Raw genomic sequence first — 16384 nt, forward strand, 5'->3', positions numbered from 1 at the left:
CGGTTACTCCCTATTGATATCAACTATCACCCACGGTGTGCATGTGCTGAATATCGTATATGTTGCCTTGGCCTTCAAGAATCGATGGTTGAACTCGGGTTCAACATACCCAAGCCGTGGCGGAATGTATAACTTAGGTGTTGCTGAACCTCGGGATGGTTCCAGCTGTTAGATCTAAGCTGTTAGGGAGTTTTACGGATCGATGTGTCCTTTCAGCAACGGTAACTGACGTATACCCAGATGACAGTATGCCCCTTGCGTATGAGTCAGTTACCGTTGCCCATGGGTGTGGCTCTTGCTTAAGTTTCACGGATAGAGGCTGCCTGGGCTAAAAGCGATTCAGCAAATGCAATGCCTTCCTGATGGGAGCGACCCCCAGCTAACTGGGCAAGCTCTTCCCGACGGGCATCTTCATCTAAGCCAGTGACCCTAACAACTGTTCGCTCATCGGTCTTTTTTTTGCCGTTTGTGACGACTTGTTTGTCAACATGAAAATGGGCATCAGCCATAGCTGCAACTAAGGGTTGATGAGTAACACAGAGCACTTGGCGATTCTGACTTAACTGATAAAGCTTTTCTGCAATTGTCTGAGCAACACGTCCTGAAACACCTACGTCAATTTCATCAAATATGAGGGTGCCAATCGGATCTACTTTGGTAAAACAGGCTTTGAAAGCTAGTAAAAAACGACTCATTTCTCCACCAGAAGCAGTTTCTGTCAGTGGTTGTAAGGGTTCGCCGGGGTTGGGACTAAACAGAAATTCAACCACATCGGCTCCATGGGTTTGTGGGGATTCCAGGGGGCTCAAATCGGCTTTGAACTTGACCCGCTCCATAGCTAAGGGTTTGAGTTCCTCAACCAGCTGTGATTCCAATCGTTTTGCCGCTTTCTTGCGAAGTTTGGTGAGCTTTGCACATTCAGCTTCTAATGTGGTTTGGGCTTGTTCATTCGCTGCTTCTAACGCTTCAATGGTTTGCCCGTCACCATTGAGCGCATCTAGAGCCACTTGAATTTCTTGGTAATACTCAATTAACTCGGGTAAATCACGCCCATATTTCCGACATAGCTGCTTGAGATAACTCATGCGTTCTTCAACCTCAGCTAAACGAGTTGGGTCTGTCTCTAAATTTTCACCATAGGTATTGATTTGACGACCTGCTTCTTCTGCTTGGGCCAGGGCATCGCTGACGAGATCCAGTATGGGTGTGACGTCTTCATCAAAGCGCTGCATGGAGCTGAGTAGCTGTTCTACTCGTCCTAGTAAGTCAGAGCAGCTGTCAAAGCTACCGTCACTTTCATAGAGCACTTGGTAAGCCTCGTAGCTTTGTTTTTGTAGCTCGACGCTATGGCTCAGGCGTTGATGCTCTTGCTTTAAGCGATCTAGTTCATCTGGTTCTTGCAAGTTAGCTCCGCTCAGGTCTTGGGCGTGATATTCAAATAAATCTAGCTGCTGCTGCCGTTGTTGTTCAGCGCGATGACGACGGTCTAGAGCCTGTTGTGCATTGCTGGCGGCTGTGTAAGCTTGGGCCACTACCTGGCGTTGTTGTAATTGTGGATTACCGCCAAAGCCATCTAGCCAATTGCGCTGAGCATCTACAGACCCGAGCTGGACTGTTTGCCCTTGAGCGGTAATTTCTACTAATAAGCGCCGCAGCTCTTCTAGTTGATTCTTTTTGACGACAACGTCATTGAGGCGACTACGACTACGGACGCTGCCTCTGCCTGTAGTGAGTTCGCGGGTACATCGTAAGCCATCGCCGTTGAACGGGATATCGTTGGCTGTGAGCCAGTCGGCTACGGCAGGAGGTGCATGGAAAGTAGCTTCGATTACGGCTTTTTTCGAGCCGGTACGCACTAACCGCCCACTGGCTTTTCCTCCCAGGACTGTATCAATGGCATCGAGAATAATAGATTTACCGGCTCCTGTTTCTCCGGTCAGTACATTGAGGCCAGGCTGTAGCGATAATTCAAGCTGATCGATCAGGGTAAAATTATCGATTTTTAAGGAGGTTAGCATGGCCATTGCCTCCTGGATGCAAGTGTTAATAAAGAGATGTGACGACTAAACCAGATCACAGTGTGGGACAGCCAAATAACGGCACTGCTCGGTCGGCGAGCTAATCAATTTTACTGTGGATTTTTTACTGTGAAAATCATCGGTGAAGTGCCAGTTGCTGCCGACATATAAAATCCTTACGCTTTTTTAGGCGACAATTATGGCACTGAAGATCGCTAAGGACATTTTGATGCAGCTTGAAGGAAAGTAGTGGGTAGGAACTTCGGTTTCTTCGACTGTCGCTTTCCTGCCGAGCAAATTATGCTGATATTGACGGTAGGGATGAGGAACGACGGGGGGACTTGTTACAATAGTTAACAAGTATGCCAGGCTTGGTGTTAGTTTCATTCAGCCAAGTGATATATCGCTAAGTCGCGATCGCACTTATTTAAAAGCTTATAGATAATAGAGATATAACCTATGCGTGCTGCGTCAATGTCCTCTAGCCTGAATGATCCTATGGTGTCGCCAGTACGATCTTTAGATGAGCTGCTCACTTATGATCCGGTGGCGATTGAACGTTACTATCGCTCTCGACCATTCCAAATTATTCTGCGATTGCTAGAGCTCGTTTGGACATTTCTTGGATTGGGTCTTGCCGCTCTTTGGGATAAGCAAACTGGCGGTCAAGCTAAGAATGAAGTTAAACGTGCTGTCCAGCTTAGGGAAGCGTTGACTAAACTAGGGCCTGCCTACATCAAAATTGGCCAGGCCCTATCCACACGGCCTGATTTGGTGCCTCCTGCTTTTATGGAGGAACTAGTCAAGTTGCAAGATCAGATTCCTCCTTTTTCAAACGAAATTGCTTTTCGTCTGATTCGAGAAGATCTAGGCCAGGACCCATCCATTATCTATGGTGAGATCTCACCAAATCCAGTCGCTGCGGCTTCCCTGGGACAAGTCTATAAAGGTAAATTGCAAACGGGTGAATATGTGGCCATTAAGGTGCAGCGGCCAGGGCTGACTGCCCAAATTACCCGTGATATTTACCTGTTACGACGATTAGCACAGTGGGCGTGTAATAACTTGAGTGTGGTGCGCAGTGACTTAGTCAGCATCATGGATGAGTTTGGCACCCGCATCTTTGAGGAGATGGACTATAACCATGAAGGAGAAAATGCCCAGCTGTTTGAGGCCCTCTATGGCTATATGCCTGACATCATTGTGCCGAAGATTTACACTGAGCTGACGGCTCGTCGGGTGCTGACCATGGAGTGGATTAATGGCACTAAACTGACCGAACCCCAGGCACTTGAATCTAAGGGACTAAAGGCGACTGAAATTGTTGAAATTGGAGTGCAATGTTCCCTCAGGCAGCTGTTGGAACATGGGTTTTTCCATGCTGATCCTCACCCTGGCAATTTACTAGTAACCGACAATGGCAAATTGGCCTATCTTGACTTTGGCATGATGTGTACCGTAGAGGATTATCAGCGCTACGGTTTGATTGAAGCGATTGTTCATATGGTAAATCGTGATTTTGATGGTTTAGCTCACGATTACGTCAAATTAGAATTTCTTACGCCTGAAACTGACTTAAATCCTATTATTCCGGCATTGGCCACTGTTTTTAACAATGCTTTAGGTGCTTCAGTGGCAGAGCTTAACCTCAAAAGCATCACGGATGAGTTTTCAGCCCTGATGTATGAATATCCATTTCGGGTGCCTGCCTATTACGCCCTGATTATTCGTTCCCTTGTCACCCTGGATGGTATCGCTATTAGCGTTGATCCTAACTTTAAGGTGCTGAGTAAGGCCTATCCCTATGTGGCTAAGCGGTTGCTGACTGATCCCTCTCCAGAATTACGTCGATCCCTGCAAGAGCTTTTGTTTAAGGATGGTGATTTCCGTTGGAACCGTCTGGAAAATCTTTTGCGCAATGCTCGTTCGAGTCAGGACTACGACTTGGAAAAGGTTTTACAGCAAACCATTGACTATTTGTTCTCAGAGCGTGGCGATCACATTCGTGACTATCTTGCGGATGAGTTGGCTAAAAGTCTTGATCAGTTTGGCCATAGCTTAGTCCAACGTCTGCAAATCGCAGTCAAGAGTGAGCCTACTAAACCCACTGTTGCTGTCGGTCCATCTTCCAAAGATTGGGAGCATATCAGCCGTATCGTAGGTCTTTTGGGAGAAACTAAGGGGGTGAGTGGTGGCACTGTCGTCAAACTAGTGCCTCAAGTCCTTTCTAAACCAGAGACTCGTCAGATGGGGCAGCGCGTGGCTCGAAATCTAGCACAGCGTGCGGCTGCTAGGCTACTTCGCGGTATTTTTCTGCAAACGACGACTCAACCGCAGTCGGTTTCTGTCAGTGCGCCTCTTTTATCCGCCCAAAAGTCGGCATAAAATTTGGCGTATTAGGTAAAGCTAAGGCCTGATTCGAGTCAGCATGCAACAGCGACGGCTCCCCTATTGTGTTGATTGAGTTTCGTTCTGTCGCTCTATTTCTTCCTGTTCCAGCCTGAGTTTTTTTTCTAATGCTTGAATTTCGTCGCGTCGAGCAGCAGTCTCTAAAGCTCGACGACGAATTTCCTGGCTCTGCAACGTTAGCGACTGACGCCACTGTTCGGCCCGCTCAACTTCTTGATGGAAAAACTGTGGGGTCACCCCCTGGGTCAAAAATTGAGACACTAAATCTAAAATCCAGTCCGTTGCTTCCTGGATATCAACCACTTGATTTGACGCATCTAGCTCCACTAAAACTAGGGTGCCTTCATTAAAAGTTACAGGTAGAGTAGATACGACTTCTTGATCACCTATAGATAATTCCCAAAGATAGTCTTCGAGCTGACGCGCCAGAAATTGTAAGACAGGCGCGCCCTCAGACGTGGTGTGGCAAACTTTGGCCAAGTGCTGCATGGTTGGATAAGCAAACGGCTAAAACCTAGTATACCCTTACCCCCTACGACGTTTATCTGCTCTGTCGGGGAGGTTCGTCAAGATTTCGTACCTGTCTCGTATAAAGGGACACAAAATTGAACTTATGGGGTCTTCAGATTACCATTGAGCGAGTCATAATTCGATGAATAATTTTATTCGGCTACTGCTCTCAGCCTCAGCTCAAAATAAGGGTGGGTTTTATCAAGGACCGCGTTCGGATTACTTAAATATGATTTAAATTCCGTCAAAAAAGTCTTTGCGTTCCGGATACTTTTTGCTAAGCCCAACGTCTGATATCTCAAGTGCAATAGTTAAGACGCTGTTTACAAATGTAGATCGTCTGGTTTCAAATACCTTCCTTTCGCCTTGGGGAAAGACGAGGGTCTTTGGAACAGACGCTACGCTTATATCTCTTAGGGGATTTGCTTTCAGAGTTTAGGGTTACTAATTAAGTAGAGTCCAAATTATGTCCTTTCATCATGCTCAGCCTCATAAAAGTGGCTCGTCTGGTAATTGTGAACCTTTGGATGGTTCACAAAAGCATGCCGGTGGCGAACATCGTGAGTTTTCTGCGGTTGATGCCTCTGACCAAAGGACGTCTAATCGTGACAGTTATGACGAAGAAGCTCGTTTTGAACTTCTCAGTGCCTATCTAGATGACGAAGTCACTGCTGAAGAGCGGAAGCTTGTAGCTCAGTGGCTGATGGACGATCCCAATACCCAGCAAATGTATCAAAGGTTGTTGATGTTGCGTCAGGCAATTCGAACAGCGCCGGTACCATCCCAACCATCCTTGCAAGTGCCTAACTCATCACAACCGGCGTGGGGAGCTTGGTCCCTATGGCCAATGCGTCGAATGTTGGTCTGTGCCATTGCGATCGCACTGTTTAGCAGTCTTAGTCAGTTGGGCACTGCTTGCGGACGTCAGCAATTACAAGAGGCCTGGCAATTTATTAAGACCTTACCCCAGGGGACCTTATGGGAAATTGCTGCAACTGTGACTGAGCTATCTTCTAATCCTGATAAGTAAGTGTGAGCATACGTCATGAGAAACTGTCTGGAGTTAGCCAGTAAAAACTTACTTGTCCAATTCTCGGCAAATCCCAAATACTGAAGTGAAACCGTGGAGAAACGTTGTATTTCCAACGGGACCAATTTCGCCACTACAAAAAAAACCTCCCAGCGGCACTGGTCCCAGCTGGCGACTAAACTGTTTTGTGTCACAGTTAGGCGTATCAAATAGACTGGTACCTCGTCCATTGCAGGCAAACAGCAATGCGCCTGACGGAGTAGATCGTGCTTGATTTTCCAATCGGTAGGTTTTCAGCAGTGCTACCAAGTCGTCTTTAGCCGTGTGAGCATCTCGCAGATGGAACTGAATTCTCTGACCTGGACGAATTCGATCGGCAATGGCAATGGCACCCACTTTTGGGTCTACTCCCACCAGGTTGCGAATAAGAAAATCACCCTGTCCTAAGGCTTGTTTAAAGCTACTTTGCGCAAGACCAATAAATAATGATTCTTGAGCCAGCTGTCGATCAGTTTCATCTAAATCCTGGAACAATTCCTGGAGTGCTTCCAAGGGCGTTTGGGTATCAGCTTCATTTTGGGAGGCTTGAGCTGCTACTTTCGTCACGACATTGCGGTCCCCTTCGACTACGCGAAAGGTGGGACCTATGGGACGGCATCCCTGGGCGACAATGGCATCAATGACGATGTTGCCCGACAGGGCTACCCCCACGACGCCTTGGCGATAGAGCTGTTGCCCGCAGAAGAGTCCACAGCTACGGCTAATACTTTCAATGCCTGCGAGTCCTCCCACCTTGACTGATTCTGGATAGGCAAAATCTAACCCTTGTAGAAGGTCATTCATTCCTGATGCAAAGGGATCGGCCATCAATAAAAAGTGAGGTTTCTCTGCCGGTGACACGCCAATGATTTCAGTCCATTCGCTAGGAGGACTATCTAAATCAGGGAGTTCATCAATTGACAAATGAAATCCCTGGATGTTGACATCGGGAAGATAGGCAACGGTTAGACTGATTCCTGCGGTTTCTTCGACTTCAATTAACTCACCTGTATTACTTCTGCCAATCACTCCGCCGCCACTGCAGCCAACGATGTGGGCACCACCCAGAGGACCTTTGAGTAAAGGCAATACACGGGAATATTCACTAGCAAAGGCTGATGAAATAAAGATAATGGCTAAGTTAGGTGCCATTTCTAGCTGGGTTAATACCCGCTCAATCACCTCCCGCAGTGCTAATTCCAGTGAAGGATGGGTAGAGACGGCACTAGCCCATTTCATAGCGTTTGGTGGCGATGATGGCAAACTCAATACTCTCAAAAATAAATCAAGATGTTAATAGTCTAGCTTCCAGCCTATTGCCGTTAAGTTAAATTCCAGAGGGGAGCAACGACTCTATTGATGCCTTCATCCGATGGACTTAGACTGTCTTGGCTACAAGATTCTACATAATGTGGCTATAAAGCTAGGCTTTACAAGCTAACCTTACCCAGGTGTTAGGTATATCTGCGGTTTTAAAGCATACCTTGCTGCTGGAGCAGTTCCATTAATTGCAAAATGCTTCTTTAGATACAACGAGTTTGAAAAAACCGAAGCTAACATAGAAGGGTAAACCACCTCCATGCAATGCTGTTCTCAGTGGGGAACTCTAAGCAGGCCACTGGCAACTGCTATAAGCACACTTTCAAATCAAATACTTCGTTGAAAGTAAAGGTAGATAATTAAAAGCTATGAGCGATATTCAAGAAAAGATCTCTGAAGAAATCAAAGCAGCTCGAGATGTCTGCACCACTGACGGTAGCGGTTCTGATGCATGTGCAGCTGCTTGGGATGCTGTGGAAGAACTTCAAGCTGAAGCCTCTCACCAGCGTGAATCTGAGAAGCCAAAGACCAATTTTGAAACCTACTGCGATGAAAACCCCGAGGCAGATGAGTGCCGCATATATGAGGACTAAGCACAGGCTGTGATTCTTGTAAGACTGATAATTTAATGCCGTAGAGCTGAATGATTAGTCTGATTGGGTACATTAGGCCGAGCTCCCATAAAAGGAGCTCGGCCTTAATAGTGCTAGAAGAGGGGGGATGGCTCTCTATTCTTGCAGCCCAACGGTGTTAACCTAGAGAGCGTTTTGATAGCACGCCATAATTTCTATGCCGAGTTCTGAACTCCTACAGTCATTGGTTTGGATGGACTATCGCCTGGCCGTAATATTCACGGTTTTATTCCCCTTACTCCTTTTAGTATGGGGACTCATTGGCCGAGCGGAAGTGATTCAGCAGCTGTTAGTGATCTATTGGAAAGTCTCTAGCCTGCTGGCAATTACCGTTTATCTGATGATTGCAGGGTTACCCTTCAGCTTTTTGACTGCTGTCATGGCGAGGGTCATGATGCCCGTATCTTTGTGGTTCTGGGCCGATCTCAATGAAGAACTTCGAGAGCAACCCTTCTCTGGGTTAAAACTTGTGTTTACATCTTGGCGCTGGGCGCTAACGTTCTACTGCGGTTTAGGTTTGCTTTTCCAGCTACCCTTTTTGCGGTGTAGTTTTTCTCGTGCTGCTTTTGCCGCTGAAAGTTGCCAAGTTTGGTTGGAGGCTCCCAAGTTATTTAGGCAATCCTTTCATACTGGCTTTACTCCTGGATTCCTGGGATTCTGGGCAATTTTAGCGTTAGTCATTTACCTGCTAACCCTGAGCTACTTTATTTTTGTAAAGTTAGGACGTCAAGGACGGTCAGCACTCAACCAGTAGATCATGGCTATTTCAATTGAGAAACAACTTGAGCAATATACGTTGCAAAACCTCCAAGAGGTTTTATTGGTGACTGTTGAGATCGATGGAGAAATAGACGAAATTCTTGTCTTTCGAGGCTTTTCTAGCTCTCTGATGCGACCAACTGCCGCAGACCCAGATGTGCCAGTGTTACCTGATGATGCTGTCATTACTACGATTGACCGGTTGGCGAGTCCCTATCAACCTGACTGTCCAAATTATCTAGAACGGCAGATTAGTTGGGCAGACTTTTCCCAACGTTTAACTCCTAACTAATCCTTCAGGTCACACGCGTTACGTTCAAGACCTGTCACAATAGATACAAGCTGCGGTATCCTAGGTCGTCCCCAATGTAATCCTGTGTGGGACTGGCTGTTTTGCTAGCTTTACATCGCGATTTTTCCTGGTTATGTATCAAACGCAAGATTTACACGTAGTTGAGACTCGACCACTGATCAGTCCCGCTCTGCTCCATGCGGAGCTGCCTTTAACTCAATCGGCTGCGGCTCTGGTCGCCCAAACTCGCGATCGCATCCGCAATATTCTCTACAACGAAGATCGTCGCCTACTTGTCATTGTGGGGCCTTGCTCTGTGCATGATGTAGATGCTGCCCATGATTATGGCCGCCGGTTAGTGAAACTACGGGAAGCTCTAGCAGGTCAGCTTGAAATTGTGATGCGAGTTTACTTTGAAAAGCCTCGCACCAACATTGGTTGGAAAGGGCTGATCAATGACCCCCACTTGGATGGCAGCTATGACATCAACCGGGGGTTGCGCCTGGCCCGTCAGTTGTTGATTGATCTTGCGGAGATGGGGTTGCCAGCGGCAACCGAGCTATTAGATCCAATCACGCCTCAATATATTGCTGATGTCATTTCTTGGACAGCCATTGGCGCTCGTACTACCGAAAGCCAAACCCATCGCGAAATGGCGTCGGGGTTATCCATGCCCATTGGTTTTAAAAACAATACTGATGGTAGTTTGCAGGCTGCGACCAACGCCATGATGGCAGCCAGTCGCGCTCACCATTTTCTGGGGATCAACCACAGCGGCCTTGCCAGCATCGTAGCAACCACAGGTAATCCCGATGGTCATTTGGTGTTACGGGGTGGCAAGAATGGACCTAATTATGATGAGCAAAATGTTCAACAGGCTGTGCAGCAGCTCTCCAAAGCAGGCCTCAATCCCCGCTTGATGGTGGACTGTAGTCATGCCAATGCTAACAAGCAACACCAACAGCAGTCTGTGGTTCTCGAAAGTTTAGCAGACCAGCTCAAAACCGGTTCTCGCCATATTCTTGGGGTAATGATAGAAAGCCACATTAAAGCTGGCCGTCAATCAATTCCTGAAAATTTAGATGACCTCGTCTATGGTCAAAGCATTACTGATGCCTGTGTTGATTTTGAAACAACCCAAGTCATGCTAGAACAGCTTGCTGCCGCTGTTGAACCGCATCTCTCAGCTGCGTCCCTTTAAAAAAGAGGCACATTGACGTTAATACTTGCACCGTAAATAATGTCATCAAAGTCGACATTCGACAGAGAAGATCGACCAAATCGAAATCCAGTGAATAAGCTCAATCGAGTTGTACTTGATAGGTCGTGGCTAAACTGAGCCAGGATCTGATGATAGGTATCGTGGCGCTCTATTTCTGTGTAGTCATCGAGAAACAGCTGATATAAGAAGCTTACGCGAGTTTGAGGATCAAAACCGTAGTTGATAGAGCCAGTGGCGATCTGAGTGAAGCGACTGAATGCTTTTGGATCGCTAATGCTCAAACGAGCCTGATAGTAAGTGTCTAACCAGGTGCGGTTATTGAGAATGTCACGCCGACTAAGCAGCAACTCGACATAGTTGGCCTGAAAAAATGAGTCGCTACCAGGGGTGCTGAGATCCTGATAACGCCAATTCAGCTGTCCATAGCTGCTTTGCCCTAAACGCTGACGAATGCCTGCTTGAAACTGTAATTCGTTGTAATCGACGATAGATAGGTCTTCATAGCGAGCTAGATTGGCTTCGGCGCTGAGCAACAAATTAGTGCCGTCTGCAATGCGTGGAAATGCGAAAACACCGATTCCTGTTTGATAAATGCGATCGTCAATGGGGTTGGGAGTGCGGAAGAGGTTGTTGCCTCCGTAGACGTTAGCTCGACCTGTTAGAAAGACGGTTGTTTGCCGTGTAGGTTCTGGCTCTACTTCCAGGGGCACATCTTCAGTGGGGCGAATGCGCAGGATCCCTAGCTCACTATCAATGCCAATGGGTTGCGATCGCACCCGTAAAATACCTAGCTCATCATCAATTGCTCCGTTTCTTTCATCTTCATCTTCGTCAGTTTGTGATTCATCTTCAGTGCCGAGTTCTTCATCCTCTGCAATCTCCAGGCTGACGCTACCAATATTGCGATCGTTGTCGCTATCCTCAAAAGATATTTCGGAAGACTGCTCTAATAGCTTTGACGGAAAGCTAACACCCGTAACATTCTTCCTGGCGGTCAAGAATTGCTTATGCTCTAGATAGGTGAATGGCTCTGTTAAAGGCACAGGTGTACCCGTTGTTTCAAGTAGCTCTGTAGCTGCTGGTCGCCTATCAATGACTCTTTTTAATGGAAGTGACGACTGAGCATCCGCTTGATGGCTCAGTCCTCCCCAACTTCCTAGGCACACTGCCAAAAACTGTATGCTCGCCAATGGCCCAGAAAACAGCCTCATCATCAACTAATTTTCCATCAATACTAATTAACCTATCTGTATATCGAATTAATTTTCCCAACATGAAAGACTGAGCTGAGTCTTGATATCCCCAGAAAAGCGCAGCATTTGTAACTATAGTTCACAAGAACTACCACTATGGATTGATGTCGTCTGTCTAAATACTTAAAGCATTCTTCCCAGACTCAAAAAAATACCGAACAATCAGGATAAAGACCAGGTAAATTACAAAATTTGGGTAGCAATTTAAAGAAAGTATGAATACACTATGGCCATGATGCTGGAAAGTTAGGTACTATTACTAATGGAGCAGAGGAAAAGCTTCTGCCCGGTGTATTTGCCCAGTACTTCTGCCCATTAGCCCTTGCTTCACTATGTGCAAAGTTTCTGCTCGCTGGTATTCGCTTTTACTGGGTGCTGCTCTAATTTTTGGGCTGCCAAGCGCCGCTTTAGCTCAGTCCACTCTTACTTGGGCTAAGGTTGAGAGATTGCGTAACCGGGTACACCTTATTCCTAATAATCGTAATGCCCGACGTGCAAGAGTTGCGGACGTTATGGGTGTAGGTGATGCTCTTCGTACAGCTGCATCATCGCGAGCTGAGCTAAGTTTCAACGATGGTTCTCTGGCGCGGGTTGGCGAGCAAGCTACCTTTCGATTCACTCCCAATACCCGTAATTTTCAGTTGTCCAATGGGACTGTCCTATTGTTGATTCCGCCCGGTCGTGGTCGCACCACTATACAAACGCCCAATGCAGTTACCGGGATTCAGGGCTCTGCTTTATTTGTTCGTGTGCGTTGTCTAGCAGAACTTTCATCTGAAGGCCACTGTCCATCTCCTGTAACTTTAGTTGGAGCTCTAACTAATAATCCTGCTGGTCCCATGGTTGCTTACAGTGGAAGCGGCTTTCAACAGCAGCCTATTTATGCAGGAGAAATGGTGGTCATTGAGGGTGATGTCATCACCCAGCGGCACCAATTTGATTTAAAAACTTTTTACGAGACAAGTGGGTTAGTAGAGGGGTTGCAACTTGATAGTTCTACTCCTCCTGCCAATTTGCCTTTGGAGCTTCAGGAAGTCTGGCAAGAGATTCAGGATGCTCTAGAACTTCAAGGAGATTTTGATAATCAGGGTTTAGTGGAAGAAATAGTTGAGAACCCTGGTTTTATTGCGCCAGTCGTCCATGCTTTTTATGATGAGCTAAATGAAACCGCAGGAGACGATTTTTTTGTTGATTTCCCACCGTTCGCATCTTCACCTGCTGCTGCCTTCCACGGCACAAGTGGGCAAGTTGCAACTTCTCAATCAGAGGATCCTGCTACGGTGACGGTCACTGAGGTGCCAAGAGAAGTTGACACAACTGTAACTAGTGCCATTGTAAGAGAGGCCTTCAATAATACAAATAGGGGTATCTCATCGGGGGGGCCTACTGTAGGTGTGTCATCTCCTGCGACTCCGGAGGTGCCAACAACGGTAACGCCAACGCAACCCGAAGTGCCCACAATTGTCTCAACACCGACACAGCCTGAGGTACCTTCTACTCCAACGGTACCAACGACGCCAACGCAACCCGAAGTGCCCACAATTGTCTCAACACCGACACAGCCTGAGGTGCCCTCAACTCCGATTTCCAAGCCTACGCCTGAAATTCCGACTACGCCAGTGGTCACTAATCCGCCAGAAGTCGTAACACCTGATTTAGAACCTGATCGGGTACCTGTGGATTCTGAAGAATTTAACTGGCAACAACCCTCTGGTGCTAACGATCCTGACGTCTTGCAGGGGCCTAATTTTTCAATTGATGGCTCAACTGTCAATTGATATTGTTAGTTTGCAATATTTTTTCGCCATTGCTGATGGATGGGGATGAATCGTACTGACAAAATCGCTATTTCAGCATTCTTAAGAAAAAGCCTTTAATTTTGAGTATTAATTACTTAATAATGCGCTTGAGTGGAATGGAGCGGCGTAATTCTGTGTGGCTATAAAATTAACCAACATCTAACTCATCCTGCTTATCCAGCACCGTAGTTGCATTGGGTAGCTTATAGTTTTGGTTCCAATCAGTTGGCAAAATGACCGTAGATAGCTTAGCTTCTTCGTCATCTTCAGGAAGACTTTGAGCAGGAATTTCTTTCTCAGGGGCTGCTTCTGATAAAAACTCTAGCTTTAATTTTCGGATATCCTTAAGAACAGCTTGAGCTGTTGCGTATCTTTGGTTAAAGTCATATCGCACCATCTTATCGATAACGTTAGCCAGACCAGGATCTAAGCCTGGGACTTTATCGGTCCAGATAATTTCTCCGTGAGAATCGCGCTGAAGTGCATGGGGGGGTAACCCTGTGAGGGCCTCTATCGTTGTTACTCCCAGAGCATAGAGATCGCTACTAAAATTTGGTAAACCAGCCGATTGTTCGCTGGGCATATAGCCTTGAGTACCAATGCCAACAGTTGAAGTGATGCGAGCATTGGTATCCGTGAGACGATTAGAAATTTGTTTGACAGCGCCAAAATCAATTAGAACATACCGCTGATCGTTATTACGAGAGATGATATTGGATGGTTTGATGTCACGATGAATAACGCCCTGGGCATGGACTGTTTGAATGACTGGCAATAAATCCAGTAAAAACTGGGCGGCTGAGCGCTGTGACATTGGCCGCTGTGGATTGAGCTTATCTTTGAGTAATGTCCCTTCAATCATTTCTTGAACTAGATAGAAGGAATAATTAGATTCAAAATACGCTAACAGGCGTGGGATTTGATCGTGTTCACCTAACCTTTCTAAGGTGGTAGCTTCTGATGCAAACAAACGTTGGGCTAGTTGGTGAGCTCTGGGATTATCACTAACAATTTTTAGTTGTTTGACAACGCAGATAGGATTGCCAGGACGCTGCATATCTTTTGCAAGATATGTGTCGCCAAATCCACCTGAACCCAAAATCTTACTGATGCGATAACGTTCGCTTAAGAGAGTGCCAATTATCTCACTCTCATGGGCCGCCAGCAAATCTTTAAAGTCATCTTGTTGACTAATAATTTCTTGAACAATAGGGGACGTTACATAACGTGCCAAGGTGCTACGTAATGTCTTTTTCTGTAGCTGCTCACTAAAGAAGCCAATGGCAAAGTCAGCCATGGCAAATCCCAATACACTTAAAATTGGCATGGCAATGGGAACAAAAATGCCTCCTGTCGTAAAGACAACAAAACTTACGAGTCCCCAAGCCAAGCCCGATGCAGTAGCTCCCACCAGTCGGCGAAATGGTGTTCGAGATGAGATTCTACCAATGACTATGGCCATTCCTCCTAACCATCCAGCCACAATTAAAGCACTGGGTAGGGGGCTTTGCACCAGAGAATATAGTGCCAGGTCATCTCTGAGCGTTGCAACAGTGTTGGCTAAGATTTCCACCCCAGCCATAGGCGTAGAATGTAACCAACTTTTAGAAAAAGGAGCTGCATGAAAGTCTTGATGTAGTGAAGCTGTAGAGCCTACGAGAACAATTTTGTCCTCAAAAAAACGACCATTATCCAACTGAGATTTCCACAGCTCGTCATCTAACAGATACCAAAAAGGAATATGTTGGAAGGTTTTTGCCGGACCATGAAAGAAAATGTGATCGCCACTACTGTTGGTATAGTCAACTTGAGATGCCTTTAAGGTAGCTTCGGCAAAGCTTAAAACTGAAGGGTCTGAGCTACTTTCTAGAACTAAATCTTCACCTAAGAGTTCTGCTTCGACGACCTGAAGTGTTTTAAGAAATTCACGGCTGAGACGATGAATCTTGCCGTTAGGTTCCAAGATAAAGTTAATTGCACCAACTTGAACTGGCATTTCTCGAAAGTCTGGCAAGGGTAACGTTGGTTGTAGTAATGAGCCTTGCCGCAGATCGATATCACCATACTCTGCAGCCAACACTACCTGTGACCCCTTATCAGCTAGAACTTCAGCAAAGGCTTTGTCATCTTCAGGACCATAGCTGCTGGGTAATGCGAAGACAATATCTAAAGCAATAGATTTTGCGCCAGCGTTTAAAATTTTGTCTATTGCTGAAGCATAGGTCGCCCGTGGCCACGGCCATGAACCTATGGCTGCTAATTCTGGATATGCTTCAGGCTGATCTAAAAAATGTTGCCCTTGGGATAAAGATTCTTCATCTATAGCTAAGATAATGATGTCATCTGGGGCTGCGATCTCACCTCGTAATTCCCACATCAATGCCTGCCCCTGATGCTCTAATGAACGAACAAATCCAGGACTTAGCCCAGTCACTAGTGCAGTTGTCCCAATCAATAGGCCATTTATGCAAGCACGCCATCGCTGTGCAAAATTGATGGTAGGTATAAATTGACGCAGACGATCCTGAGATGTCAGCGTAGCTGTGATATCTGCCCCATCTTGTTTCATTCGTATAAATGTGGGTATTTAGACACGGTACAAATCAAAGCAGTAGATGATGCAACCTGAATGAAACTAGGGACTACCTTTAGAGGTAGTTCAATCTGAATAATTTCAGTATTTATAAATCATGGTGTATAAAATTACATAAACTGTGGGATAGTATTACGGTCATCGAACAATCTAGAACCATAATAGCTTGAAGCTATTGCTAGTAGTCTATTCTGACTGAGAGTACTAGCGATTTTTCTTGTACTGACGTGAATGTTTTAAAGGGTAGGTCTGTGTCACTAGTAGGATTTGCTGAAAGTTAGAGGAATTCTGGGTTGCCCCGCATGATAGTCAAATCTGCCTTATAGTAGTAACTTGACCCTTTAAAACGAGGTTAAAGATTTAGCTCAAGCCATGACTTATCTAAGTATTAGAGCGTTTTTAGATGATTGTCATTGTTTGCCGTAAATAGTTCCATACAGCGATGATTATTTATGTGCTGAAATTGCGTATTCTAATTGAAAAGGTATGGATATAAAGCTCTATGAAT

12 protein-coding genes are annotated in these 16384 nt (G+C 46.0%); 7 read left to right on the plus strand and 5 right to left on the minus strand.

The window, feature by feature from the left end; genetic code table 11:
- Positions 1-299 precede the first annotated feature (299 nt).
- Positions 300-2018, minus strand: coding sequence for a DNA repair protein RecN (gene recN, locus U2F10_RS20130; RefSeq protein ID WP_163662646.1), 1719 nt, complete (start codon positions 2016-2018; stop codon positions 300-302).
- A 459-nt stretch (positions 2019-2477) separates the two neighbouring features.
- Here recN and U2F10_RS20135 point away from each other — a divergent pair, with 459 nt between their 5' ends.
- A complete protein-coding gene (locus U2F10_RS20135; protein ID WP_163662643.1) occupies positions 2478-4403 on the plus strand; it encodes an ABC1 kinase family protein in 1926 nt (641 codons plus the stop codon).
- A 63-nt stretch (positions 4404-4466) separates the two neighbouring features.
- Here U2F10_RS20135 and U2F10_RS20140 read toward each other — a convergent pair whose 3' ends face one another.
- The gene (locus U2F10_RS20140) at positions 4467-4916 is read right to left on the minus strand and encodes an HmpF-related protein (RefSeq protein WP_006516339.1); all 450 of its coding nucleotides are present in this window, start codon (positions 4914-4916) and stop codon (positions 4467-4469) included.
- 487 nt (positions 4917-5403) lie between these two features.
- Here U2F10_RS20140 and U2F10_RS20145 point away from each other — a divergent pair, with 487 nt between their 5' ends.
- On the plus strand, positions 5404-5967 hold the full coding sequence (locus tag U2F10_RS20145) for an anti-sigma factor family protein (RefSeq protein WP_490796312.1): 564 nt from the start codon (positions 5404-5406) through the stop codon (positions 5965-5967).
- 48 nt (positions 5968-6015) lie between these two features.
- Here U2F10_RS20145 and U2F10_RS20150 read toward each other — a convergent pair whose 3' ends face one another.
- Positions 6016-7245 carry an FIST signal transduction protein gene (locus U2F10_RS20150; protein WP_499873132.1) on the minus strand — a complete coding sequence of 410 codons (1230 nt, stop codon included), beginning with the start codon at positions 7243-7245 and terminating at the stop codon, positions 6016-6018.
- Between the two features lie 449 nt (positions 7246-7694).
- On the opposite strand from U2F10_RS20150, the gene U2F10_RS20155 reads away from it, so the two are divergent.
- From U2F10_RS20155 to U2F10_RS20170, 4 genes are all read left to right on the plus strand, one after another.
- Positions 7695-7919, plus strand: a complete 225-nt coding sequence (locus U2F10_RS20155; protein WP_006516336.1) for a Calvin cycle protein CP12 — start codon at positions 7695-7697, stop codon at positions 7917-7919.
- 196 nt (positions 7920-8115) lie between these two features.
- Positions 8116-8712 (plus strand): DUF3177 family protein, encoded by a 597-nt coding sequence (locus U2F10_RS20160; protein ID WP_163662634.1) that lies wholly within the window; start codon positions 8116-8118, stop codon positions 8710-8712.
- A gap of 3 nt (positions 8713-8715) precedes the next feature.
- Positions 8716-9009, plus strand: coding sequence for a DUF7734 family protein (locus U2F10_RS20165; protein ID WP_499873133.1), 294 nt, complete (start codon positions 8716-8718; stop codon positions 9007-9009).
- Between the two features lie 133 nt (positions 9010-9142).
- A complete protein-coding gene (locus U2F10_RS20170) occupies positions 9143-10210 on the plus strand; it encodes a 3-deoxy-7-phosphoheptulonate synthase (protein WP_163662631.1) in 1068 nt (355 codons plus the stop codon).
- Here the strand turns inward: U2F10_RS20170 and U2F10_RS20175 are convergent.
- Positions 10207-11445 carry a hypothetical protein gene (locus U2F10_RS20175; protein ID WP_163662628.1) on the minus strand — a complete coding sequence of 413 codons (1239 nt, stop codon included), beginning with the start codon at positions 11443-11445 and terminating at the stop codon, positions 10207-10209. The genes U2F10_RS20170 and U2F10_RS20175 overlap by 4 nt on opposite strands.
- Positions 11446-11816: 371 nt before the next feature.
- Between U2F10_RS20175 and U2F10_RS20180 the strand changes: the two genes are divergently transcribed.
- Positions 11817-13262, plus strand: a complete 1446-nt coding sequence (locus U2F10_RS20180) for a FecR domain-containing protein (RefSeq protein WP_499873134.1) — start codon at positions 11817-11819, stop codon at positions 13260-13262.
- Between the two features lie 169 nt (positions 13263-13431).
- Here U2F10_RS20180 and U2F10_RS20185 read toward each other — a convergent pair whose 3' ends face one another.
- Positions 13432-15852 carry a CHASE2 domain-containing protein gene (locus U2F10_RS20185; RefSeq protein WP_163662623.1) on the minus strand — a complete coding sequence of 807 codons (2421 nt, stop codon included), beginning with the start codon at positions 15850-15852 and terminating at the stop codon, positions 13432-13434.
- Positions 15853-16384 lie beyond the last annotated feature (532 nt).

The sequence above is a fragment of the Leptothoe sp. EHU-05/26/07-4 genome, assembly GCF_043421015.1.
In the GTDB taxonomy this organism is placed as follows: domain Bacteria; phylum Cyanobacteriota; class Cyanobacteriia; order Phormidesmidales; family Phormidesmidaceae; genus Leptothoe; species Leptothoe turfae.